At 67.1% G+C, this 21,091-nt stretch carries 27 protein-coding genes; 2 read left to right on the top strand and 25 right to left on the bottom strand.

What is annotated here, in order from left to right; translation table 11 throughout:
- Window positions 1-2: 2 nt before the first annotated feature.
- From secY to rpsJ, 21 genes are all read right to left on the bottom strand, one after another.
- Window positions 3-1,325, bottom strand: a complete 1,323-nt coding sequence (gene secY / locus ACYVI5_RS01170; protein ID WP_460536817.1) for a preprotein translocase subunit SecY — start codon at window positions 1,323-1,325, stop codon at window positions 3-5.
- A gap of 111 nt (window positions 1,326-1,436) precedes the next feature.
- The gene (gene rplO / locus ACYVI5_RS01165; RefSeq protein WP_460536819.1) at window positions 1,437-2,009 is read right to left on the bottom strand and encodes a large ribosomal subunit protein uL15; all 573 of its coding nucleotides are present in this window, start codon (window positions 2,007-2,009) and stop codon (window positions 1,437-1,439) included.
- A complete protein-coding gene (gene rpmD, locus ACYVI5_RS01160) occupies window positions 2,009-2,191 on the bottom strand; it encodes an uL30 family ribosomal protein (protein WP_460536821.1) in 183 nt (60 codons plus the stop codon). The genes rplO and rpmD overlap by 1 nt, the downstream gene beginning before the upstream one ends.
- Window positions 2,191-2,883: a 30S ribosomal protein S5 gene (gene rpsE, locus ACYVI5_RS01155; RefSeq protein WP_460536932.1), complete on the bottom strand. Its 693-nt coding sequence runs from the start codon at window positions 2,881-2,883 to the stop codon at window positions 2,191-2,193. Before rpsE ends, rpmD begins: the two co-directional genes overlap by 1 nt.
- Window positions 2,884-2,918: 35 nt before the next feature.
- Window positions 2,919-3,278, bottom strand: a complete 360-nt coding sequence (gene rplR / locus ACYVI5_RS01150) for a 50S ribosomal protein L18 (RefSeq protein ID WP_460536823.1) — start codon at window positions 3,276-3,278, stop codon at window positions 2,919-2,921.
- A 2-nt stretch (window positions 3,279-3,280) separates the two neighbouring features.
- Entirely contained in the window at window positions 3,281-3,817 is a 537-nt protein-coding gene (rplF, locus tag ACYVI5_RS01145) for a 50S ribosomal protein L6 (protein ID WP_460536825.1), read from the bottom strand.
- Between the two features lie 4 nt (window positions 3,818-3,821).
- Window positions 3,822-4,220 carry a 30S ribosomal protein S8 gene (gene rpsH / locus ACYVI5_RS01140; protein WP_460536827.1) on the bottom strand — a complete coding sequence of 133 codons (399 nt, stop codon included), beginning with the start codon at window positions 4,218-4,220 and terminating at the stop codon, window positions 3,822-3,824.
- Window positions 4,221-4,313: 93 nt separating this feature from the next.
- On the bottom strand, window positions 4,314-4,898 hold the full coding sequence (gene rplE, locus ACYVI5_RS01135) for a large ribosomal subunit protein uL5 (RefSeq protein WP_460536829.1): 585 nt from the start codon (window positions 4,896-4,898) through the stop codon (window positions 4,314-4,316).
- Window positions 4,898-5,257 carry a 50S ribosomal protein L24 gene (gene rplX, locus ACYVI5_RS01130; protein ID WP_460536831.1) on the bottom strand — a complete coding sequence of 120 codons (360 nt, stop codon included), beginning with the start codon at window positions 5,255-5,257 and terminating at the stop codon, window positions 4,898-4,900. The genes rplE and rplX overlap by 1 nt, the downstream gene beginning before the upstream one ends.
- A gap of 3 nt (window positions 5,258-5,260) precedes the next feature.
- A complete protein-coding gene (rplN, locus tag ACYVI5_RS01125) occupies window positions 5,261-5,629 on the bottom strand; it encodes a large ribosomal subunit protein uL14 (protein WP_460520105.1) in 369 nt (122 codons plus the stop codon).
- Between the two features lie 35 nt (window positions 5,630-5,664).
- On the bottom strand, window positions 5,665-6,012 hold the full coding sequence (rpsQ, locus tag ACYVI5_RS01120; RefSeq protein WP_460536833.1) for a small ribosomal subunit protein uS17: 348 nt from the start codon (window positions 6,010-6,012) through the stop codon (window positions 5,665-5,667).
- Window positions 6,012-6,332, bottom strand: coding sequence for a large ribosomal subunit protein uL29 (gene rpmC, locus ACYVI5_RS01115; RefSeq protein ID WP_460578645.1), 321 nt, complete (start codon window positions 6,330-6,332; stop codon window positions 6,012-6,014). The genes rpsQ and rpmC overlap by 1 nt, the downstream gene beginning before the upstream one ends.
- Complete coding sequence (gene rplP / locus ACYVI5_RS01110) at window positions 6,332-6,751, bottom strand: large ribosomal subunit protein uL16 (protein ID WP_460536837.1); 420 nt, start codon at window positions 6,749-6,751, stop codon at window positions 6,332-6,334. The genes rpmC and rplP overlap by 1 nt, the downstream gene beginning before the upstream one ends.
- Before the next feature lie 2 nt (window positions 6,752-6,753).
- A complete protein-coding gene (gene rpsC / locus ACYVI5_RS01105; protein WP_460536839.1) occupies window positions 6,754-7,512 on the bottom strand; it encodes a small ribosomal subunit protein uS3 in 759 nt (252 codons plus the stop codon).
- Window positions 7,512-7,877: a 50S ribosomal protein L22 gene (gene rplV, locus ACYVI5_RS01100; RefSeq protein WP_325454887.1), complete on the bottom strand. Its 366-nt coding sequence runs from the start codon at window positions 7,875-7,877 to the stop codon at window positions 7,512-7,514. Before rplV ends, rpsC begins: the two co-directional genes overlap by 1 nt.
- Before the next feature lie 26 nt (window positions 7,878-7,903).
- Window positions 7,904-8,185, bottom strand: coding sequence for a 30S ribosomal protein S19 (gene rpsS / locus ACYVI5_RS01095; RefSeq protein ID WP_022900930.1), 282 nt, complete (start codon window positions 8,183-8,185; stop codon window positions 7,904-7,906).
- A 13-nt stretch (window positions 8,186-8,198) separates the two neighbouring features.
- Window positions 8,199-9,038 (bottom strand): large ribosomal subunit protein uL2, encoded by an 840-nt coding sequence (gene rplB / locus ACYVI5_RS01090; RefSeq protein WP_460536843.1) that lies wholly within the window; start codon window positions 9,036-9,038, stop codon window positions 8,199-8,201.
- A gap of 17 nt (window positions 9,039-9,055) precedes the next feature.
- Entirely contained in the window at window positions 9,056-9,355 is a 300-nt protein-coding gene (gene rplW, locus ACYVI5_RS01085) for an uL23 family ribosomal protein (protein ID WP_460520086.1), read from the bottom strand.
- A complete protein-coding gene (rplD, locus tag ACYVI5_RS01080; RefSeq protein ID WP_460578644.1) occupies window positions 9,355-10,008 on the bottom strand; it encodes a 50S ribosomal protein L4 in 654 nt (217 codons plus the stop codon). Before rplD ends, rplW begins: the two co-directional genes overlap by 1 nt.
- Window positions 10,009-10,012: 4 nt before the next feature.
- Entirely contained in the window at window positions 10,013-10,672 is a 660-nt protein-coding gene (gene rplC / locus ACYVI5_RS01075) for a large ribosomal subunit protein uL3 (RefSeq protein WP_460578643.1), read from the bottom strand.
- Window positions 10,673-10,682: 10 nt separating this feature from the next.
- Window positions 10,683-10,991: a 30S ribosomal protein S10 gene (rpsJ, locus tag ACYVI5_RS01070; protein WP_022900935.1), complete on the bottom strand. Its 309-nt coding sequence runs from the start codon at window positions 10,989-10,991 to the stop codon at window positions 10,683-10,685.
- Between the two features lie 575 nt (window positions 10,992-11,566).
- Between rpsJ and ACYVI5_RS01065 the strand changes: the two genes are divergently transcribed.
- The gene (locus tag ACYVI5_RS01065; protein ID WP_460578642.1) at window positions 11,567-13,372 is read left to right on the top strand and encodes a polysaccharide biosynthesis tyrosine autokinase; all 1,806 of its coding nucleotides are present in this window, start codon (window positions 11,567-11,569) and stop codon (window positions 13,370-13,372) included.
- A gap of 2 nt (window positions 13,373-13,374) precedes the next feature.
- A complete protein-coding gene (locus ACYVI5_RS01060) occupies window positions 13,375-14,007 on the top strand; it encodes a low molecular weight phosphatase family protein (protein WP_460578641.1) in 633 nt (210 codons plus the stop codon).
- On the opposite strand, the gene ACYVI5_RS01055 is transcribed toward ACYVI5_RS01060, so the two are convergent.
- The 4 genes from ACYVI5_RS01055 to ACYVI5_RS01040 all read right to left on the bottom strand — a co-directional run bounded on the left by ACYVI5_RS01055 (window position 13,993) and on the right by ACYVI5_RS01040 (window position 20,770).
- Entirely contained in the window at window positions 13,993-15,114 is a 1,122-nt protein-coding gene (locus ACYVI5_RS01055; protein ID WP_460578640.1) for a glycosyltransferase family protein, read from the bottom strand. The two genes, ACYVI5_RS01060 and ACYVI5_RS01055, sit on opposite strands and share 15 nt — an antisense overlap.
- On the bottom strand, window positions 15,111-16,244 hold the full coding sequence (locus ACYVI5_RS01050; RefSeq protein ID WP_460578639.1) for a glycosyltransferase family protein: 1,134 nt from the start codon (window positions 16,242-16,244) through the stop codon (window positions 15,111-15,113). The genes ACYVI5_RS01055 and ACYVI5_RS01050 overlap by 4 nt, the downstream gene beginning before the upstream one ends.
- Before the next feature lie 183 nt (window positions 16,245-16,427).
- Window positions 16,428-19,448 (bottom strand): glycosyltransferase, encoded by a 3,021-nt coding sequence (locus ACYVI5_RS01045; protein WP_460578638.1) that lies wholly within the window; start codon window positions 19,446-19,448, stop codon window positions 16,428-16,430.
- Window positions 19,445-20,770: an O-antigen ligase family protein gene (locus ACYVI5_RS01040; protein WP_460578637.1), complete on the bottom strand. Its 1,326-nt coding sequence runs from the start codon at window positions 20,768-20,770 to the stop codon at window positions 19,445-19,447. Before ACYVI5_RS01040 ends, ACYVI5_RS01045 begins: the two co-directional genes overlap by 4 nt.
- Window positions 20,771-21,091 lie beyond the last annotated feature (321 nt).

Below are 21,091 nucleotides of genomic sequence, written 5' to 3'. Positions count from 1 at the left end.
GGTCAACGGAGCAACCCTTCGTAGTGCCTCTGCTGCAGTTGCGAGTCGATCTGCTTGACCGTCTCGAGTCCGACGCCCACGATGATCAGGATCGAGGTGCCGCCGAACATGAAGTTCTGGCTGGTGCCGAGCAGCGAGAACGCCACCAGCGGGATGAGTGCGACGATCGCCAGGTAGATCGACCCGGGCAGGGTGATGCGCGTCAGCACGAAGTCGAGGTACTCGGCGGTGGGGCGGCCGGCCCGGATGCCGGGGATGAAGCCGCCGTACTTCTTCATGTTGTCGGCGACTTCTTCCGGGTTGAACGTGATCGCGACGTAGAAGTACGTGAAGCCGATGATCAGGAGCGCATACAGCAGCATGTACAGCGGATGATCGCCCTTGGTCAGGTAGTCGGTGATCCAGCTCACCCATGGCGCGGGTGCCTTGCCGGGCGCCGGCTGATTGAACTGTGCGATCAGCGCGGGCAGGTACAACAGGCTCGAGGCGAAGATGACCGGGATCACGCCCGCCATGTTCACCTTGATCGGGATGTACGTGTTGTTGCCACCGTATGTTCGACGCCCGACCATGCGCTTCGCGTACTGCACGGGGATGCGCCGCTGCGACTGCTCGACGAACACCACGGCCGCGACGATGAACAGCCCGATGACGATCACGACCAGGAAGATCTCGAAGCCGGAGGTCTGCTCGACGGCCCAGAGCGAGGCGGGGAACTGCGCGGCGATCGACGTGAAGATCAGCAGCGACATGCCGTTGCCGATGCCCTTCTCGGTCACCAGCTCGCCCATCCACATGATGAGACCCGTGCCGGCGGTCATCGTGACGACCATGAGCAGCACCGCGTACCACGAGTCGTCCGTCACCAGCTGCGAGCACTGCGAGGTGCTGTTGGAGCCGAACAGGGCGCCGCTGCGCGCCACCGTGATGAGCGTCGTGGACTGCAGAACGCCCAGCGCGATGGTGAGGTAGCGGGTGTACTGGGTCAGCTTGGACTGGCCGGCCTGGCCCTCCTTGTACAGGGCCTCGAAGTGCGGGATGACCACACGCAGCAACTGCACGATGATCGACGCCGTGATGTACGGCATGATCCCCAGCGCGAAGATGGAAAGCTTCAGAAGCGCACCACCGCTGAACAGGTTCACCAGCTCGTACAGGCCCGTCGTGCCCTGGTTCGCCGACAGACACGCCTGGACGTTGCTGAAGTCGACGAACGGCGCAGGGATGAACGAGCCCAGACGGAACAACGCGATGATCCCCAGGGTGAAGCCGATCTTCTTGCGAAGATCAGGCGTGCGGAGAATTCGCACGATGGCGTTGAACAAGTGGGTCCTGCTTTCCGGTAAGGAATCGGGCCGGGCGACCTTGGGGGCCACCCGACCCGACTACTTTACTTCGGTCGATCCGGATGCCTGGCATCCGGATGCTGCCACGGGCTACTTGACGGAGCCCCCGGCGGCGACGATCTTCTGCTCGGCGGAGCCGGAGACCTTGTCGACCTCGACGTTCAGCTTCACCGAGATCTCACCGCCTCCGAGAACCTTCACCTTCTCGTTCTTGCGAACGGCACCCTTGGCGACCAGGTCGCTCACGGTGACGTCGCCGCCTGCCGGGTACAGCTCGGCGAGCTTCTCCAGGTTCACGACCTGGTACTCGACGCGGAACGGGTTCTTGAACCCGCGCAGCTTCGGCGAACGCATGTGGAACGGAAGCTGGCCACCCTGGAAGCCGGGACGCACCTGGTAGCGCGCCTTGGTTCCCTTGGTACCGCGACCGGCCGTCTTGCCCTTCGAGCCCTCACCGCGACCGACGCGGGTGCGGTCCTTCTTGGCACCGGCCGCCGGACGCAGGTGGTGCACCTTGAGGACGGGCTCGCGCTTCTCCGGCACGTCCTTCTTGGCAGGCTTGGCCGCGGAGGTCTTCTCAGGCTTGGCGTCGGAGGTCTTCTCCGCGGGCTTCTTGGTAGAAGCCTTGGCCTTGGTCTCAGTGGCTTCGTTGTTTTCGGCCATTAGTCGATCTCCTCAACCTTCACCAGGTGAGCGACGGTGGTGACGTATCCGCGGTTCTGCGGGGTGTCCTCGCGGACCACGACGTCACCGATGCGCTTCAGACCCAGGCTGCGCAGGGTGTCGCGCTGGTTCTGCTTCTCACTGACTTTGGACTTGATCTGGGTCACCTTCAGGCGCGCCATTATGCACCAGCCTTAGCGGTCCTGGCGGCCTCGGCCGCCTCTGCCTCAGCACGCAGCAGACGCGCCGGGGCGACCTCGTCGAAGTCGAGCCCACGGCGGGCGGCAACGGCACGAGGCTCCTCGAGCTGCTGCAGCGCCGTCACGGTCGCGTGCACGATGTTGATGGTGTTCGACGAACCGAGCGACTTGCTCAGCACATCGTGGATGCCGGCGCACTCCAGCACGGCACGCACCGGACCACCGGCGATGACACCGGTACCGGCGGCGGCCGGACGCAGGAGCACGACACCGGCTGCGGCCTCGCCCTGCACCGGGTGCGGGATCGTGTTGCCGACGCGCGGAACGCGGAAGAAGTTCTTCTTCGCCTCCTCGACGCCCTTCGAGATCGCCAGCGGCACCTCGCGCGCCTTGCCGTAGCCGACGCCGACCACGCCGTTGCCGTCGCCCACCACGACCAGCGCGGTGAAGCTGAAGCGGCGACCACCCTTGACCACCTTCGAGACGCGGTTGATGGTCACCACGCGCTCGAGGAACTGGCTCTTGTCGGCGTCCCGGCTGCCGCGGTCGCGGCCCTGGTTGCGGTCACGACCGCCACGGCGGCCGTCGCGAGAATCGCGGGCGTCGCGACTGGTGGTGTCGGTACCGGCCGCGGTCTCCACGGGCTTCTCGGCAGTCGTCTGCTCGGCGGCCACGTCCTGCTCCTTCTTGTTGTCGTTCTGGACGTCACTCACAGGTTCAGCCCACCTTCCCGGGCGCCCTCGGCGATCGCCGCGACTCGACCCGCGTACTTGTTGCCGCCGCGGTCGAACACGACCTCTTCGATGCCGGCCTGCTTCGCACGCTCGGCGACCAGCTCTCCGACCTTGCGTGCCTTGGCGGTCTTGTCACCGTCGAACCCGCGCAGGTCCGCCTCGAGAGTCGAGGCGGAGGCGAGCGTGTGGCCCTTGGAGTCGTCGACGACCTGCACGAAGACGTGCCGCGCGGAGCGGGTCACGACCAGACGCGGACGCGCATCCGTGCCCACGACCTTCTTGCGAAGGCGCGCGTGCCGGCGGTCGCGTGCCGCTGACTTGCTCTTGACGCTCATGGTTACTTACCAGCCTTTCCGGCCTTGCGACGGACGACCTCGCCTGCGTAGCGGATGCCCTTGCCCTTGTACGGTTCCGGCTTCTTGATCTTGCGGATGTTCGCGGCGGTCTCGCCGACAGCCTGCTTGTCGATGCCGGCGACGGTCACCTTGTTGTTGCCCTCGACGGTCAGCGTGATGCCCGCAGGCGGCTCGACCGTGACCGGGTGGGAGAACCCGAGCGCGAACTCGATGGACGAGCCCTTCTGCGCCACGCGGTAACCCGTGCCGACGATCTCGAGGCCCTTGGAGTAGCCCTGGGTGACGCCGATGATCTGGTTGTTGATCAGCGTGCGGGTGAGGCCGTGCAGCGAACGCGAGTTGCGCTCGTCATCCGGACGGGTGACGAGAACCTGCTTCTCTTCGAGCTTCACCTGGATGGGCTCGGCCACGGTGAGCGAGAGCTCGCCCTTGGGGCCCTTGACGGTCACATCCTGGCCGTCGATCTTGACGTCGACGCCTGCCGGGATGTCGATGGGGAGTCTTCCGATTCGGGACATCTCGCTACCACACGTAGGCGAGGACTTCCCCGCCGACGCCCTTCTTCTCGGCCTCGCGGTCGGTGAGAAGACCGGAGGAGGTGGACAGGATGGCGACGCCGAGTCCGCCGAGCACACGGGGCAGCTCGGTGGACTTCGCGTACACGCGCAGTCCCGGCTTGGAGACGCGCTTGATGCCCGCGATCGAACGCTCGCGGTTCGGGCCGAACTTGAGGCTCAGCGTGAGGGTCTGCCCCACGCGTGCGTCGGCCAGGCTCCAGTCGGAGATGTAGCCCTCGTTCTTGAGGATCTCGGCGATGTGAGCCTTGAGCTTCGAGCTCGGCATCGACACGCTGTCGTGGTACGCCGAGTTGGCGTTGCGCAGTCTGGTCAGCATGTCTGCGACCGGATCTGTCATGGTCATGGGTTGTTTCCTTTGTTCATCCGGTATCCGGGCCCTTTACAAGAGAACGGACCGTAGATGGAGGGACCGGCCGGTTGCCGGCCCCGGGGTGGATCAGTCGTTCGACTTGAACGGGAAGCCGAGCGCCTTCAGCAGCGCGCGACCCTCGTCATCCGTCTTCGCAGTGGTGACGACCGTGATGTCGAAGCCACGAGGGCGGTCGATCTTGTCCTGGTTGATCTCGTGGAAGATCGACTGCTCCTGCACGCCGAACGTGTAGTTGCCGTGCCCGTCGAACTGACGGTCGGACAGACCACGGAAGTCGCGGATGCGCGGCAGCGCAAGAGCGAGCAGGCGGTCGAGGAACTCCCAGGCGCGGTCGCCGCGCAGCGTGACGTGCGCGCCGATCGGCTGTCCCTCGCGCAGCTTGAACTGCGCGATCGACTTGCGAGCCTTCGTGACCTGCGGCTTCTGGCCGGTGATCTTGGTGAGGTCGGCGACCGCACCGTCGATGATCTTGCCGTCGCGGGCGGCCTCGCCGACACCGGTGTTCACGACGATCTTGACCAGGCCGGGGATCTCGTGAACGTTGCCGTAGCCGAACTGCTCCTTGAGCTGGGGCGCGATCTCGTTCTTGTACTTCTGCTTCAGGCGCGGCTGGATCTTGCCAGCCGGCGCAGCAGCCAGTGTGTCGGTCATTACAGGTCCTTACCTGACTTCTTGGCGTAGCGGACGCGCACGGTCTTGGTGCGGCCGTCCTTCGTCACCTTCTCCTCGCGGAAGCCCACTCGGGTCGGCTTCTTCGTCTCGGGGTCGACCAGCGCCACGTTCGAAACGTGGATCGGCGCCTCGTGCGTCTCAAGACCACCGGTCTTGGAGCCGCGCTGGGTCTGACCGACCTTGACGTGCTTGGTGACGTAGTTCACGCCCTCGACCACGACGCGGTTCTGGTCCACCAGCACCTCGATGACCTTGCCCTGCTTGCCGCGGTCTCCACCGCGTGCCTGGCTCGGGCCCGAGATGACCTGTACCAGGTCGCCCTTCTTGATGTTCGCCATGGATCAGATCACCTCCGGCGCCAGCGAGATGATCTTCATGAACTTCTTGTCACGGAGCTCGCGACCGACCGGCCCGAAGATGCGGGTGCCGCGCGGCTCGCCGTTGGGGTTCAAGATCACCGCGGCGTTCTCGTCGAATTTGATGTACGAGCCGTCTGCGCGGCGCGTGTTCTTCTTGGTGCGCACGATGACCGCCTTGACGACATCGCCCTTCTTGACGTTGCCGCCGGGGATGGCATCCTTCACGGTCGCCACGATGGTGTCGCCGAGACCGGCGTACCGACGGCTCGAGCCACCGAGAACGCGGATCGTCAGCAATTCCTTGGCACCCGTGTTGTCGGCGACCTTGACGCGTGATTCCTGCTGAAGCACTTGTCTAACTCCTTGTCACAAGCAAGCCCGAGGGCCTACTTGGCCTTCTCGAGGATCTCGACCAGGCGCCAGCGCTTGGTCGCGCTGATCGGACGGGTCTCGTTGATGATGACGAGGTCGCCGATGCCGGCGGTGTTGTTCTCGTCGTGCGCCTTCACCTTGTTGGTGCGGCGGATGACCTTGCCGTACAACGGGTGCTTCACGCGGTCCTCGACCTCGACGACGATGGTCTTGTCCATCTTGTCGCTGACGACGTAGCCGCGGCGGGACTTGCGGTAGCCGCGGGCGCCCGCCTCCTTGACGTCGTGCTCGGCGTGCTCGTGACCGGCGGTCTCCGCCTTGTCCACCTGGGCCTTGTCGGCCGATGCCTTGGTGGCTGCCATTACTCCGCCTCCTCCTTCGTCTCGGCCTCTGCCTCAGGGCTTGAAGCCTTCTTGCTGCTCTTCTTCGCGGCCTTGGCGGGGGCCTCGACCGGCGCCGGCGTCGCACGGATGCCGAGCTCGCGCTCGCGGATGACCGTGTAGATGCGAGCGATGTCGCGCTTGACGGCGCGCAGGCGGCCGTGGCTCTCGAGCTGGCCGGTCGCCGACTGGAAGCGCAGGTTGAACAGCTCTTCCTTGGCCTTCTTCAGTTCATCGACGAGCTTCTCGTCGTCGAAGGTGTCGAGCTCGGCGGGAGCGAGCTCCTTGGATCCGATCGCCATTACGCGTCGCCCTCCTCGCGCTTGATGATGCGTGCCTTGAGGGGCAGCTTGTGGATTGCACGGGTGAGTGCCTCGCGGGCCAGCGTCTCGTTGACGCCGGCGACCTCGAAGAGCACTCGGCCCGGCTTGACATTGGCGACCCACCACTCGGGCGAGCCCTTGCCGGAACCCATGCGGGTCTCTGCCGGCTTCTTCGTGATCGGGCGGTCCGGGTAGATGTTGATCCACACCTTGCCGCCACGCTTGATGTGACGCGTCATGGCGATACGAGCGGACTCGATCTGACGGTTCGTCACGTAAGCGGGGGTCAGGGCCTGGATGCCGAACTCGCCGAAGGTGACCTTCGTGCCACCACTCGCCTGGCCGCTACGGCCCGGGTGGTGCTGCTTGCGGTGCTTGACTCTGCGGGGAATCAACATGGTTATGCACTGGCTCCTTCTGCCGCGGGGGCCTCGGCCTGAGCGCGGGGCGCACGGCGCGGGCGGTCGCTGCGGTCGGGGCGGCCGGACTTGGCGGCAGCCTGCTCGCGCGCGAGTTCCTTGTTGGTGATGTCGCCCTTGTAGATCCAGACCTTCACACCGATGCGGCCGAAGGTGGTCTTGGCCTCGTAGAACCCGTAGTCGATGTTCGCGCGCAGCGTGTGCAGCGGCACACGACCCTCGCGGTAGAACTCCGACCGGCTCATCTCGGCGCCGCCGAGGCGGCCGGAGACCTGGATGCGAACACCCTTGGCACCGGCGCGCTGCGCGCCCTGCAGACCCTTGCGCATCGCACGGCGGAACGCCACACGAGCAGACAGCTGCTCGGCGATGCCCTGGGCGACGAGCTGGGCATCCGTCTCGGGGTTCTTCACCTCGAGGATGTTCAGCTGAATCTGCTTGCCGGTGAGCTTCTCGAGGTCGGCGCGGATGCGCTCGGCCTCGGCTCCACGGCGACCGATCACGATGCCGGGGCGTGCGGTGTGGATGTCCACCCGCACGCGGTCGCGGGTGCGCTCGATCTCGATGCGCGAGACGCCGGCCCGGTCGAGCTGCGTCTTCAGCAGCGTGCGGATCTTGACGTCTTCCGCGATGTAGTCGGCGTAACGCTGACCGGGCTTCGTCGAGTCCGAGAACCAGTGCGACACGTGGTCCGTGGTGATTCCCAGACGGAAGCCGTAGGGGTTGACCTTCTGACCCATTACTTCGTCCCCTCGTCAGGTGTGGCCAGCACGACGGTGATGTGGCTGGTGCGCTTGTTGATGCGGAACGCGCGGCCCTGTGCGCGGGGCTGGAAACGCTTCAGCGTGGTGCCCTCGTCGACGAAGGCGCGGCTCACGTAGAGATCCCGCTCGTCCAGGTACTGGTTCGAGGCGTCGGCCTTCACCCGGGCATTCGCGATAGCGGATGCGACCAGCTTGTAGACCGGCTCGCTCGCACCCTGAGGGGCGAACTTCAGGATGGCCAGGGCCTCCTGCGCCTGCTTGCCGCGGATCAGGTTGACGACGCGACGAGCCTTCTGAGGCGTAACGCGGATGTGTCGCACACGTGCGATCGACTCCACCATTTCTTTCTCCTCCTTATGTCACCGCGTCAGCGGCGACGACCCTTCTTGTCGTCCTTCACGTGTCCCCGGAAGGTGCGGGTCGGGGCGAACTCCCCGAGCTTGTGGCCGACCATCGTCTCGGTGACGAAGACCGGGATGTGCTTGCGGCCGTCGTGCACGGCGATCGTGTGGCCGAGCATGGCCGGCACGATCATCGAGCGACGCGACCACGTCTTGATGACGTTCTTGCTGCCGGACTCGTTCGCGCGGACCACCTTGGTAAGCAGGTGCTCGTCGACGAAGGGGCCCTTCTTGAGACTGCGAGGCATCTTCTTCTAACTCCTACTTGCGCTTCTTGCCAGCGGTGCGGCGGCGGACGATCAGCTTGTCGCTTTCCTTGTTCGGGTGGCGCGTGCGGCCTTCCTTCTGACCCCACGGGCTGACCGGGTGGCGGCCACCGGAGGTCTTGCCCTCACCACCACCGTGCGGGTGGTCGATCGGGTTCATCGCGACACCGCGCACCGTCGGGCGAACGCCCTTCCAGCGCAGGCGGCCGGCCTTGCCCCAGTTGATGTTCGACTGCTCGGCGTTGCCGACCTCGCCGATCGTGGCGCGGCAGCGGGCATCCACGTTCCGGATCTCACCGGAGGGCATGCGCAGCTGGGCGTAGGGGCCGTCCTTGGCGACGAGGCGAACGGATGCACCGGCCGAGCGGGCGATCTTCGCACCTCCACCGGGCTTCAGCTCGATGGCGTGCACGACGGTACCGGTCGGGATGTTGCGCAGCGGCAGGTTGTTGCCCGGCTTGATGTCGGCGTTCGGGCCCGACTCCACGATGTCGCCCTGCTTGAGCTTGTCGGGAGCGATGATGTAGCGCTTGGTGCCGTCCACGAAGTGCAGCAGCGCGATGCGCGCGGTGCGGTTCGGGTCGTACTCGATGTGCGCGACCTTGGCGTTGACGCCGTCCTTGTCGTTACGACGGAAGTCGATGACGCGGTACTGGCGCTTGTGGCCACCGCCGATGTGGCGGGTGGTGATGCGGCCCTGGTTGTTGCGGCCGCCGGACTTCGACAGCGGCTTGAGCAGCGACTTCTCGGGCGTCGACCGGGTGATCTCGGCGAAGTCGGCCACGGACGAGCCGCGGCGACCGGGGGTCGTCGGCTTGTACTTGCGAATAGCCATAGTTGTTCCCTTGCTCCCTAGCCGACAGCCGTGAAGATGTCGATGGAACCGGACTTGAGGGTGACGATGGCGCGCTTGGTGTCCTTGCGCTTGCCCATGCCGAACTTGGTGCGGCGCGTCTTGCCCTGGCGGTTGAGAGTGTTGACGGATGCGACCTCGACCTTGAAGATCTTCTCGATCGCGAGCTTGATCTCGGTCTTGTTCGAGCGGGGGTCGACGAGGAAGGTGTACTTGCCCTCGTCGATGAGCGAGTAGCTCTTCTCGGACACGACCGGAGCGATGATGACGTCGCGCGGGTCCTTGTTGATGGCGGGCATTACGCGTTCACCTCTTCCTTCTTCGCGGACTTGCTGGCGACAAAGGCGTCGAAAGCAGCCTTGGTGAAGACGATGTCGTCGGACACGAGCACGTCGTAGGCGTTCAGCTGGTCGAACGGCAGCGTGTGCACCGTCGGGATGTTGCGAACGCTCTTCACACCGGTGACATCGTCGCGCTCGGTGACGATGAGCACGTGCTTCGAGCTCGCCACGCCGCTCAGCAGCGAGACGGCTGCCTTCGTCGAAGGCGTCTCGCCGGCGACGAGCGACTCCACCACGTGGATGCGCTCACCGCGGGCGCGGTCGCTGAGCGAGCCCAGCAGCGCGGCGGCGATCATCTTCTTGGGGGTGCGCTGCGCGTAGCTGCGCGGCGTCGGGCCGTGCACGATGCCACCGCCGGTCATCTGCGGGGCGCGGATGGAACCCTGGCGGGCACGGCCGGTGCCCTTCTGCTTGAACGGCTTGCGCCCTGCGCCGGAGACCTCACCACGGTTCTTGGTCTTGTGCGTGCCCTGACGTGCGGCGGCGAGCTGCGCGACGACGACCTGGTGGATCAGGGGGACGTTGACCTGAACGTCGAAGATCTCCGCGGGCAGCTCGACGGAACCGGACTTCTTGCCGGTGGCGTCGAAAACGTCGATCGAGGTAGCCATGTGACTACGCTCCCTTCACTGCGTTGCGGACGAAGACGATGCGGCCGCGAGCGCCGGGAACCGCGCCCTTGACGAGCAGCAGGCCCTTGCCGGCGTCGACCGAGTGCACCGTGAGGTTGAGCACGGTCACGCGCTCGGCACCCATGCGACCGGCCATGCGCATTCCCTTGAACACGCGGCTCGGGGAGGAGGACGCGCCGATCGAACCGGGCTTGCGGTGGTTGCGGTGCGAACCGTGCGAGGCGGAGACGCCCTGGAAGTTGTGGCGCTTCATGACACCGGCGGTGCCCTTACCCTTCGAGGTTCCGACGACGTCGACCTTCTGGCCGGCCTCGAAAGTGCCCTCGACGGTGAGCTCCTGGCCCGCGGCGTAGTCGGCGGCATCCGCAGTGCGCACCTCGGTGAGGTGGCGACGCGGGGTGACGCCCGCCTTCTCGAAGTGGCCGCTGGCCGGCTTGTTCACCTTGCGCGGGTCGATGGCGCCCGTGGCGATCTGCACGGCGTTGTAGCCGTCGACCTCGGGGGTGCGGATCTGCGTGACCACGTTCGGCGTGATCTCGATGACGGTCACCGGGATGAGCTTGTTGTTCTCGTCCCACACCTGGGTCATGCCGAGCTTCTTGCCGAGCAGACCCTTGACGGTCTTGGTCTCAGTAGTAGACATGGATGAACCCCTACAGCTTGATCTCGATGTTGACGTCAGCCGGCAGGTCGAGGCGCATGAGCGAGTCGACGGCCTTCGGCGTCGGGTCGATGATGTCGATCAGCCGCTTGTGCGTGCGCATCTCGAAGTGCTCGCGGCTGTCCTTGTACTTGTGGGGCGAACGGATGACGCACACCACGTTCTTCTCGGTGGGGAGCGGCACCGGCCCGACGACCTGAGCACCGGCACGGGTCACCGTGTCGACGATCTTGCGCGCCGAGGTGTCGATGACCTCGTGGTCATACGACTTAAGCCGGATGCGGATCTTCTGTCCCGCCATATCTGACTCTCTCTCTACTGTTCAGGCGTCGTACGGCAGTCAGAGCCGCATTGGACGCGTCGCGTTCGGTGCGTTGCGCACCGCCACGTTTTGCTGGCGCCACGTGGTGCCGCCGCTGTTTATCTGTCAAAGGCTTCGCGGATGCCGGTTGCTCGCGCTCCAGGCATCCCTCACCCTCACCGACCCCCGCGCTCGGGCGTGTCGCCCTCGCAGAGCACATGGATAGCCCATGGGCTCTTCGGGTGTCGATTAAGCTCGTTCTTCTGCCCGCGGCCTAACCTGAACTCAGAGGGCTCGATCCTTGCGAGGATCAGCCGGCTCGAAGCGGCTATGCACTGCCTGGCAGTGATTCGGGGAACCGCGCGCAGACGCACGGCACCGAAATGTTGAACCCCAAAAGTTTGCCAGATTCGACCGCCCCGTGCAACTCGGGCGTGTCGCGGCCCGGACCGACTCCGGTTCCGCCCGTTCAGCTCATCAAAACTGCGGCACCCCCGCACTTATCCCCCGTTGTGGGGCCTTCACGGTGGTGGCCGGTAGTCTGAAAGGCGGTCGGGACGCCAGCGGGAGACAAAGTGACTTTTCGGCAAGCTTTGAGCGCCATCTGGCAGCGGCGACTGCTCATCATCGCGGTCGTCGTGATCGCCTTGGGAGTGGCTGCGATCTTCCTCGCGCGCCAGACGCCCGTGTACACGTCTAGCATCACGGCGCGCATGAGTTCGCTGGCGGCGGGCGCCTCGACGAGCGGTCAAATCGGTACCGCGTCCGTCGACTTCGACCCGGCTAGTATCACGTCACCCGCCGTGCTGGACGCCGCTGCAAAAGACGTCGGAGAGCCCGCATCGGCGACAACCGCGTGGGCGGTCACCGAGGCACCGGTCCAGGCACAGGCACAGGGAGTGTCGAAGTCGATCGTCATCACCGCGAACGGCACCAGTGCAGCGCAGGCGCAGAAGCACGCAACTGGTGTCGTGAGGTCGTACAACGACTATTTGAAGGGCCAGACCGCGAAGGCCAGAACGGCTGCAGAGGCTCAGGCAGCGAAGTGGACGGCCTCGGCGGAGGCTTACCAGGCGCAGGTCAACCTGAACCCGGCGAACTCGATCGCGCAGTCGAACCTGGCCAACGCCATCAACTCCCTGGCGAGCGCGAACAACACGGTGCAGAAGATCGACAACGCCGGAGAGCCCCTGACCGTGACCAAGGCGGCGACCCCTGGTCAGTTCCAGGGCACGAGCCCGCTCGTCGCCATCGCGGTCGCCCTCGCGGCCGGGCTCGTGGCCGGCATCGGCATTGCGCTGATCTGGGATGCGTTCGACGACAGGCTGCGCGGAGACGATGACATCGAGTCCATCACCGACGTGCCCGGGCTCGGCGAACTCAGCCTCGATAAGCGGATGCAACGGCGCGGTGACTGGCTGCCCGCCGCAGGCCGCAAACGCACATCGCTCAACGAGGGCCTTCGTGCCTTGCGTACGACCCTGCAGGTGCTCCTGCCGCAGGGGAACGACATTGTCGTGGTGACGAGCGTGGAGCCCGGCGATGGCAAGACGTTCATCTCCTCGAACCTCGCTTTGGCCTGGGCGCGCACGGGCAAACGCGTCGTGCTGGTGGGCGGGGACCTGCGCAAGCCGAGCCTCGCAGACTACTTCGGCGACGTGGCCACCGGCCGCGGTCTGACCGAACTCCTGCAGTCGGCGGCGACCAATGGCTCGGCTCCGAATGCCGAGACCATCGCGGCCTGCCTCAACCGCACCAAGTTCCGGGGTTTGAGCATCCTGCCCGCCGGCTCGGAGCCGTACGACCCGGCCGACCTCCTGGCCGTGACAGCGCTGGGCGACATCCTGGATTCCGTGCGCACCATGTGCGACATCGTCGTCATCGACTCGCCGCCTTCCCTCGCGCTCGTGGATGCGACCCTTCTCGCCGCGCACGCCGATGGCGCCGTGCTCGTGGCATCCATCCGTCGCACCCGGCGCAAGCGGCTGGTCGAGACGGTGCACGCGTTGACCAGCAACGGCATCAGTGTGCTGGGAGTCGTCGCCAATCGCTCGAGGCGGCGCATCCCGAAGTCCTACTCCGCCTATTACGGCTCGGGATCGTCCCGCCGCCGCGTTCCGGCAGTCGTGCGAGCCGGATCGGCGCAGCGGGATGCGCCGGAGCAGGCGTCGTTAGAGGAGGACGACCTCTTCGAAGACGTCGCGGACGACAGCCGGGACAGCGCCACGGCCATCGACTTCCCGGCGCCGCCTGCGGATGCCGCCCCCGAGCAGCCTGCAGCGACGGGGGAACTCGCGGATTGGCAGGAATCCGGCGAGAGCGATGAGGGCGCGGACGACGATCGGCGTCGGCGCGACTCCGCTGAGGGCGAGAAGGTCTGATCGTGACCGGCTCGCCGTACGCCGACGAGATGGGTGGCCCAGACGCGGCGCCCGGAGTGACGAGCATTCTGTTCATCTGTACGGCCAACCAGTGCCGCTCGGCCATGGCCGAGGCGATCGCGCGACGCCGGTTCGCCGGCCTGCCGTTCGCGTTCGGGTCGGCCGGGCTCATCGAGGGCGGGCGACCGATGCCGCCGGCCGGTCTCCAGGTCGCTCGCGAGAACGGGTTCGACCTCTCCGCCCATTCGAGCAGGCGAGCCGATCGGCGGCGCCTTCGCGGATGGGACGTCATTCTCACCATGTCGAGGCAGCACGTGCGGGAGCTCGTCGCCTCAGACGCAGAGCTCTGGCCGCGCGTCTTCACTCTGCGGCAGTTCGTGCGGTGGCTCGACGAGCATCGCCCGCGCCGGCACGTGCTGCTGGGCGAGTGGATCGATCTGGCCGCCGAGGACCGTCCGCGGTCGGACATGATCGGCTCGAGCAACGAGGACGACATCGCCGACCCGGTCGATCAACCGCCGGAGGCATGGCGCGTGCTCGTGGCCGAGCTGACGCGTGACATCGATCATCTGGCGGAAAGACTCGCCCCCGGCGTCGGATCGCGGAGCCTTAGCGGGTCGCTACGCGCTCGGTAGCCTGGTGCTGGATCTGACACCCATCCACGTCAAGACGCGATCGCCGAACGTCGAGCCGTCGAAGAGCCGAGCGCGCGCACGACACGCCTCCGAGTCCATCATCAGCGCGGTCTCTACCGCTCTGCGCAACTCGGCTCGGTCGGTCGAGCGGAAGAGCGAGCCGGTCACTCCGTCCTCCACGGTCTCCGCTGTTCCCCCGATCGCGTTGCCGACGACGGGCGTGCCCGCGGCCATGGCTTCGACGGGCATGATGCCGAAGTCTTCGATGGGCGCGAAGAAGAAGACTGCGGCCCTGCGATAAAGGGCGCGCAGCAGTTCATTGGATGGGCGGGCGACGAAGGTCACGCGGCCCGCGTGCTCCGCTGCCAGCGACTCCAGCCGCTCTCGCTCAGGGCCGTCGCCGGCGATCACGACGGGCAGATCCCCTGCAACGCCGGCCTCGATCGCCAGATCGAGCCGCTTGTAGGGCACGAAGCGGGAGGCCCCGAGCAGGTACCCGCCAGGCAGCGACTCGATCACCTTCAGCTCGTCGGCTGTCAGCTCGTCGTCATCGCCCGGGAAGACGCTCAGATCGACGGGCGGATAGATCACAGTGCTCTCGCGGTCCCAGCAGCGAGCGATGCGTGCGGCCACGAATCTGCTGTTGGCGGCAATCTTCTCCGGCTCGCGAGCTCGGCGACGATCGATGGACCGCAACGGTGCGGCGGCCAGCCGGACAAGCGGCCCATCGCCTCGCTGATCGATCTCGGGCTCCCAGATGTACCGTGCCGGGCTGTGAGTGTAGACGAACTTCGGCACGTCCCGCTCCGGCGGCCGCATCCTCGCGTGGTGCGCGAAGAGGTGCGTGGAACACAGCATCCACTCGACGTCGAGGGCAGGCAGGCGGCGCCACCACTCGAGCAGGAACGGTATCGATGCCGCCTTGTGCCTTCGCAGCGGGGTGCGTGCCAGCCAGCTCTCCCTGACCCGCCCGGCCGCGTACCGGCCGGGCGCGTCGTCCCACGGTGTGACGATGGGAGCGTCGGGGAAGGCCGCGGCAAGCGCGTCGATGACCCGTTCTCCGCCACCCACCGGCTCGAGCCACTCGTGCACGATCAGGCCACTCATGCCTCTCCTCCAGGGGCGACGCGAGCGTGCGCCGACTCGATCACGGCATCGAAGGCGTCGACCCGATCTCGCCAGTCGGGCACGCTCCCGTAGTCGATCGACGGGCGGCGGGTCGCCAGATCCATGGCGACCGTCGCGGGAAATGCATGCGGCCGTGCGATCGCGATCCCCTTCGTCTCGCGGAAGCCGGCTACGGGCGTGCTCACGATCGGACGGCCGACCGCGAGGTATTCGTAGAGCTTGATCGGGTCGAGGCTGTCGGTGAACGCGGTGACGACGTGCGGAACGAGCAGCACGTCGGCGTGCCGCAGGTAACCGGGAACGGTGTCATGATCGCGAGGCCCCAGCACGGCGACGGCAGGATGCCCTGCGAGGCGGTCGCGATTGCGTCCTGTCAGCGCGTTGGGACCGACGAGCACCACGGTTCCGCCCGCGGCGCGCGCCGCGTCCGCCGTGCGAAGAACGAGGTCGACGTCGAGCCGGTCCTCGTGAAGCGTGCCGACGTAGAGCGCCACCGGCCCCTCCGGCAGATCGCTCGGCCGTGGAGCATCCGCCCGATAGCGCCCGACGTCGACCGCATTGGGAATCAGGTGCACCGAGCGTGCGGCGCCCTTCGTGGCCGCGAGCGCCGTCGAGCAGACCACCACTTCGGCGCTGCGCTTTAGCAGCATCCGGTCTGCCGCCCTGATGCGCGAGTGCTCGCGGCCGCCGCGATCGGCGTGTACCCAGTCATCCGTCACGTCGTAGAGCACGGGCCAGCCGAGCGCGTCGACCAGCGGCGCCGAACCGGGATCGTTGATCCACAACACGCCGTCGGCCCAGCCGAGGCGACGAACCGCCTGCAGCACGCCGCGAACCAGAAGCGAGTCGGCGGCAGGGCCGGCCAACCGCGGCAGCGCCTTGGTCGGCTGGTAGAGCACGAGCCGGCCGTCGTAGCCGCCGACGCGCGCACCGCGCGCACGTTGCGGACGCCGACCGCTGAGCACGTCGTGCAGAGGGTCGGTGGGCGGCTCGACGAACAGCACCTCGGTATCCGGGCGCAGCCTGAGCACGCCGTCGACCAGGTACTGGTTGCGGCGCCACACGCCGTCCCACGCTTCGAGGGAGACGACCACGAGCCTGGGAGTCATGCGACCCGCTCGCGCACTGAGGCTTCGCGCAGCGATGGTGCCAGGTGGCTGCCGTCTTGGCCGGTGATGCCCGTGATCGGGGCGGTCTTACGGACGCCGTCCATCCTTGTCCCGTCCGTCGCGCTCGGATTACGCGACGTCGCTGCAAACGCTACCGACTGCTACGAACGGCGAAAGACCCCATCAGGGGGTGGATGCCCGCGCCGCAGCGTGCAGCACTACGAGCGTCGCCTCGGTCTGCGCCTCGACGGTGAACTGCGCACGCTGTGCCTCCCGGAGCGCCTCGCCGTATTCGCGGCGCCTGGCTCCGTCGCGGATCAGGGCGGCAAGAAGGTGACCGGCGGCATCCGCGTCTCCTGGAGGGAACAGTTCTGAGCCCTGCACGCTACCGACTGTCTCGAGGTGGCCCCCGGCGGCTGCGGCGACCACGGGCAGGCCGTGCGCCATCGCCTCGAGAACCGCGAGCCCGAGGCCTTCCCGCGGCGTGGGAGCGAGGAAGACGGATGCCCGCCGTAGCCAGTCCCCCACGTCGCTCTGGAACCCCACGAAGTCGACCGAACCCTCGACACCGAGGTCCGCGACCAGCCGGCGCAATGCCGGCTCGTCGGCACCTTCACCGGCGATCACGAGCCGCCAGCCCTCGGGTACCCGGGCCGATGCCCAGGCTCGCACGGCGACATCCGTGCGCTTCTCCGATTCGAGCCGCTGCAACACCAGAACGAACGGCTCGCGCTCCGCAACGGCGACATCGGGGACGTCCGCGACACCCGTGTGCACCACGATGCTGTCGCCCTCGACGGCGACGGCGACGAAGCGCGAGATGGAGATCTGCGCACGCACTCCCGGAGCGAGGATCCGCGCGAGGGCGCGGTTCGCCCGGCTGCCGCCACGGGGCGCGGCGAAGTGCCGCACGCTCACGACCGGTACGTTGCCCAGGCGGCCGGCTGCGACTGCTGCAAAGTCCGCGAGCGTCATGTGGCTCACGATGACGTCGGCCGTCCGAATGCGGCGTAGCCGCCGGTACGCCTCGCCTACGGTCGCGCCGGGGTACCAGTCGATTTCCGCGTGTTCGAGCGCCGCGCCCATGGTCTGCCGGCCTCCACCGACGACGGTGACGCGGCATCCGCGTGCCTTCAGCGCGAGCGCTGACTGCAGCACGTAGCGCTCGACACCCGCGAACGCCTCGGAGCACACGACGTGAACCACGTGCAACTCTCGGCGCGATCTCGTGCGGCGCCGTGCCGGCAGCCGCCCGGACTCGACTGCGACCGGGCCGTGCCGGAACAGAGCAGCCCGGCGCCGCGCCGCCGCGCCCCGCTCTCCCGGAAGAATCGCACCACGGATGGCCGCGCCGAGGAAGGTGCCCGCCCGGTAGAGCTGCCAGCCGATCGCCCCGTAGTGTTTGCGGACGTAACGCTCGGCGCTCGCGTAGAAGTGCCGTTCGCGCTGTCGCGGATCCCCACCCGTTCCCGCTCCGACGTGCGTCGCGTCCACATCGGCGACGGCGATGTCCCATCCTCGCGAACGTGCACGTCGCTGCCAGTCAGTCTCCTCCGCGTACAGGAAGAACCGCTCGTCGAGTCCGCCCAGCTCGCTCAACGCCTCGCGACGCAGCAGAAGCGCCGAGCCGATCGCGAAGTCGTGCTGCCGGCGGAGCCCACCGAGCCCGGCGGCCTCGATCCACGCGCCGATCGGGGTCGGGAACGGCCACCACACCCGCACTGGCGCTCCGGTCTCGGGATCGGTCTGGGTCGCGCCGACAGCGGCCAGACGGGGGCGCGAGCGGAGCATCCGGTGCATGCTGTCGACCCCGGCTCGACCGATCCTCGCATCGGGGTTCAGCAGCAGCACGTCGCTGTCGCCGGCACCGGATGCCTCGATCGCCTTCAGCCCCAGGTTCACGCCGCCCGCGAAGCCGAGGTTCGATCCGGCGTCGACGTAGTGAGCCCCATGGCGCTCCGCCACGGCCTTCGTCTCGGCCGAGGACGAGTTGTCCACGATCGTGACCGGCAGTCCCTCGCCGAGCTCGGTCAGGCATCCGCCGAGCAAGTCCGGCGGACCGTACGCGACGATGAGCACGTGCGGGGCCTGCGCCGGGCCCCCGGCTGCGGCTGTCCCGCCGAGGACCCGTTCGTACAGTTCGCGCTGCACCGTTGCCACGTTCTCCCAGGCGAACCGCTCGCAGCGGGCGAGGCCGCGTGCACGGTACTCGCTCCAGCGCTCGGGTTTCAGCACCTGCTCGAGCGCGGCACCCAGCGACGCGGGATCGCCCGGCGGCACCAGCACGCCCGCGTCACCCACGACATCCGGTATCGCGCCGGAATCGCTCGCCACCACAGGCACGCCCGATGCCATCGCCTCCACAGCCACCCGGCAGAACTGCTCGAGCCAGTTCGGGCGCGGCAGCGACGGCACGGCGAGCGCGTCGAGTGCCCGGTAGCGGTCGGCGAGTTCGGCGCCGCTCGCGAACCCCAGGAACTCCACGCGCTCCGCGATCCCGAGGCTGACGGCGAGCGCCTGCAGCTGCTCGCGCTGCGGGCCGTCGCCGGTGAGCTGCAGGCGCCAGTCCCTGTGCCCGGCCACGGCGCGAAGGAGCACGTCCACTCCCTTGTGCTCCTCGAACCGGCCGACGTACCCGATCGTTTTGATCTCGCTGACAGGAGGTTGCCGCTGCGTGGGCTCGAAGGTGTGCAGATCGACGCCGAGCGGGATGTCCGCGGCCGGACCGGTGAGACCCTTGGAGATCAGGATCTCGCCTGCCTCGGAATTGCACACGTACGCCGCCGACGCGCCACGCAGTGCGATCCGCTCGAACCACCGGAACGGCACCGGATATCGTTTGCGGATGTTCTGCGCCGAGTAGAGCATGTACGGTGCCGTGCATCCTCGAAGCCGCCGGATGAGCAGCACCTCGGCGGTGGCGAGCGCGTTGGGCTCCTCGTGCAGGTCGATGAGATCGGGGCGACGGCCGATCGCGCGCCAGATCGCGCGCGGATCGTACGCGAACACGCTCGGATGCCGGCCGATGGTGCGCGCGCCCCTCACGAAACCGTCGTCGCCGGCATCCAGACGGACATCCCTGCCGCCCTCGTTCCACACCTTCGAGGAGATGAGTTCGACGTCGACACCCTGCCGACGCAGTTCGCGCTCGCGCTGACGCCAGGCGGAGACGACGGCATGGTGGGCGATGCGGAGCACTCTCACGGCTGTACCACCACCGATCGCTGCCATGACAACGGTTCACCCCGCGCCCACCGTTGCTCGTCCAGTGCCCGCACTCCGTAACAGATGCCGACCACGATCCAGAGCAGGGACGCCTGGCCGGCGACCCAGTACAGATCGAACTGCGCCTGCGTGAAACGCGTCGCCACGACGGCGAACCCCACCGTGCCGTACACCGGATCCATCTTCCACAGGTACCAGCCGGCCACAGCGAACATCACCAGGAAGCCGATGAGTCCGAAGATGCCGACCGTCGTGGCCACCTCCAGCTCAGCGTTCGGCGGTTGGAACGACTGGTACTGTCCTGCGAGCCTGTCGGTGTACCACCAGCGCATGCCGACGCCGAATATGGGCGACTTCAACCAGATGTCGAACGACTGGGCGTACCAGTCCACGCGTTGATGCGCCGAGTTGAACTGGTTGTCCGACGCCAGCTGCGAGGTGAGCGCGCTGACGACCCACGCGATCCCGGGGATTGCGGCGAGCCAGACGATGCGCACCCGGCGACCGGTCTGCGGCCGCGCCCGGATGCTGACGATGAGGATGCCGACGATCTCGCCCACGAGCCCCTGCCGCGACTGCGCCGCGAGAACGCCGAGCGACGAGACGATGACGACCAGCCACGACCACCCTGGAGACCAGCGCAACCACACGGGTCTGGCGAACGCGATGACTGCGGCGATGCCGAGCATCCCCCCGATCGTGTTCTTGTTCAGGTCGGTCAGATACACCGGCTCGAACGTGTGGGTGTGGAGGTACGTCACCGCGGACACGACGATGGTCACGATGCCGATGCCGACGCAGCCGAGTACATAAAGAGTCAGCGCAAGGCGCGCGCGATCCGCTCGGCCGACCACGAAGCCGACGATCAGACTGCCCAGGACGAGAAATACCTCATGCACCCACTCGACGACGTTCGCCGAATAGGGGTTGAGGATCTGTGTCGGGATGGCCGTGCCCAGATAGAAGAGACCCGCCCAGATCAGCGGCTGCATGATGGATGCCCCGCGCCCGCGCAGTGAGAACAGGCACAGCACCGCGGCTAGGGCGAGCACGACGTCGGACACGCTGAGTGCTCCGCCGACGCGGGTGAGCACGAGCGTGGCGGGCACCGCGAGAACGGGAATGATCGTGTAGTCGCGTGCCGCGACGCCGGCCAGTAGCACTGTCACGCCGACCGCCAGCGCGATGAGGCTGCTCTTCACGCTCAGCACCCCGAGCGCGACGCCGACGACGATCGCGAACGCGCCGATAGCCGCCACCGCCGGAGCGGTCCCGGAGATCCTCACCCTCACGCGCTCCATGGACACATGCTATGGCGGCACATGCTAGGCGTGGCCCGTCGTCGCACGCTCGACCGCGCGGTCGAATGTGGCTGTGGCGACGGGCCACGTGTTCGCTCGAGCGCGCCGAAGCGGCGGAGACGAGATGGGGTGTACCTGTTGATGCGTCACCTCATCCTCCGCACACTGCTCACGACACCTCGATAATGAGATGCTCTCACTATCTTGAAGCTCGCCGCGTCTCCCGATGTGGGGGTGCCTCAGGCCGTATGCCGGTGAAGGCCTGCTGCTACCATCGAACGGTCGTGCCGTCGGCCGGCGTGTTCAGATCAGCGGGAGAAG

The sequence above is a fragment of the Humibacter ginsengisoli genome (assembly GCF_054780095.1).
The sequence above is the reverse complement of the archived record's forward strand: the minus strand, read 5'-3'. Positions and strand labels throughout refer to the sequence as shown.

Excerpts from the sequence above, each read along its gene's own strand:
- rplO (WP_460536819.1), bottom strand. The coding sequence starts at position 2,009 with ATGGCCGAAAACAACGAAGCCACTGAGACCAAGGCCAAGGCTTCTACC.
- rpmD (WP_460536821.1), bottom strand. The coding sequence starts at position 2,191 with ATGGCGCGCCTGAAGGTGACCCAGATCAAGTCCAAAGTCAGTGAGAAG.
- rplR (WP_460536823.1), bottom strand. The coding sequence starts at position 3,278 with ATGAGCGTCAAGAGCAAGTCAGCGGCACGCGACCGCCGGCACGCGCGC.
- rplF (WP_460536825.1), bottom strand. The coding sequence starts at position 3,817 with ATGTCCCGAATCGGAAGACTCCCCATCGACATCCCGGCAGGCGTCGAC.
- rpsH (WP_460536827.1), bottom strand. The coding sequence starts at position 4,220 with ATGACCATGACAGATCCGGTCGCAGACATGCTGACCAGACTGCGCAAC.
- rplE (WP_460536829.1), bottom strand. The coding sequence starts at position 4,898 with ATGACCGACACACTGGCTGCTGCGCCGGCTGGCAAGATCCAGCCGCGC.
- rplX (WP_460536831.1), bottom strand. The coding sequence starts at position 5,257 with ATGGCGAACATCAAGAAGGGCGACCTGGTACAGGTCATCTCGGGCCCG.
- rpsQ (WP_460536833.1), bottom strand. The coding sequence starts at position 6,012 with ATGGCAGCCACCAAGGCATCGGCCGACAAGGCCCAGGTGGACAAGGCG.
- rpmC (WP_460578645.1), bottom strand. The coding sequence starts at position 6,332 with ATGGCGATCGGATCCAAGGAGCTCGCTCCCGCCGAGCTCGACACCTTC.
- rplP (WP_460536837.1), bottom strand. The coding sequence starts at position 6,751 with ATGTTGATTCCCCGCAGAGTCAAGCACCGCAAGCAGCACCACCCGGGC.
- rpsC (WP_460536839.1), bottom strand. The coding sequence starts at position 7,512 with ATGGGTCAGAAGGTCAACCCCTACGGCTTCCGTCTGGGAATCACCACG.
- rplV (WP_325454887.1), bottom strand. The coding sequence starts at position 7,877 with ATGGTGGAGTCGATCGCACGTGTGCGACACATCCGCGTTACGCCTCAG.
- rpsS (WP_022900930.1), bottom strand. The coding sequence starts at position 8,185 with ATGCCTCGCAGTCTCAAGAAGGGCCCCTTCGTCGACGAGCACCTGCTT.
- rplB (WP_460536843.1), bottom strand. The coding sequence starts at position 9,038 with ATGGCTATTCGCAAGTACAAGCCGACGACCCCCGGTCGCCGCGGCTCG.
- rplW (WP_460520086.1), bottom strand. The coding sequence starts at position 9,355 with ATGCCCGCCATCAACAAGGACCCGCGCGACGTCATCATCGCTCCGGTC.
- rplD (WP_460578644.1), bottom strand. The coding sequence starts at position 10,008 with ATGGCTACCTCGATCGACGTTTTCGACGCCACCGGCAAGAAGTCCGGT.
- rplC (WP_460578643.1), bottom strand. The coding sequence starts at position 10,672 with ATGTCTACTACTGAGACCAAGACCGTCAAGGGTCTGCTCGGCAAGAAG.
- rpsJ (WP_022900935.1), bottom strand. The coding sequence starts at position 10,991 with ATGGCGGGACAGAAGATCCGCATCCGGCTTAAGTCGTATGACCACGAG.
- ACYVI5_RS01055 (WP_460578640.1), bottom strand. The coding sequence starts at position 15,114 with ATGAGTGGCCTGATCGTGCACGAGTGGCTCGAGCCGGTGGGTGGCGGA.
- ACYVI5_RS01050 (WP_460578639.1), bottom strand. The coding sequence starts at position 16,244 with ATGACTCCCAGGCTCGTGGTCGTCTCCCTCGAAGCGTGGGACGGCGTG.
- ACYVI5_RS01040 (WP_460578637.1), bottom strand. The coding sequence starts at position 20,770 with ATGGAGCGCGTGAGGGTGAGGATCTCCGGGACCGCTCCGGCGGTGGCG.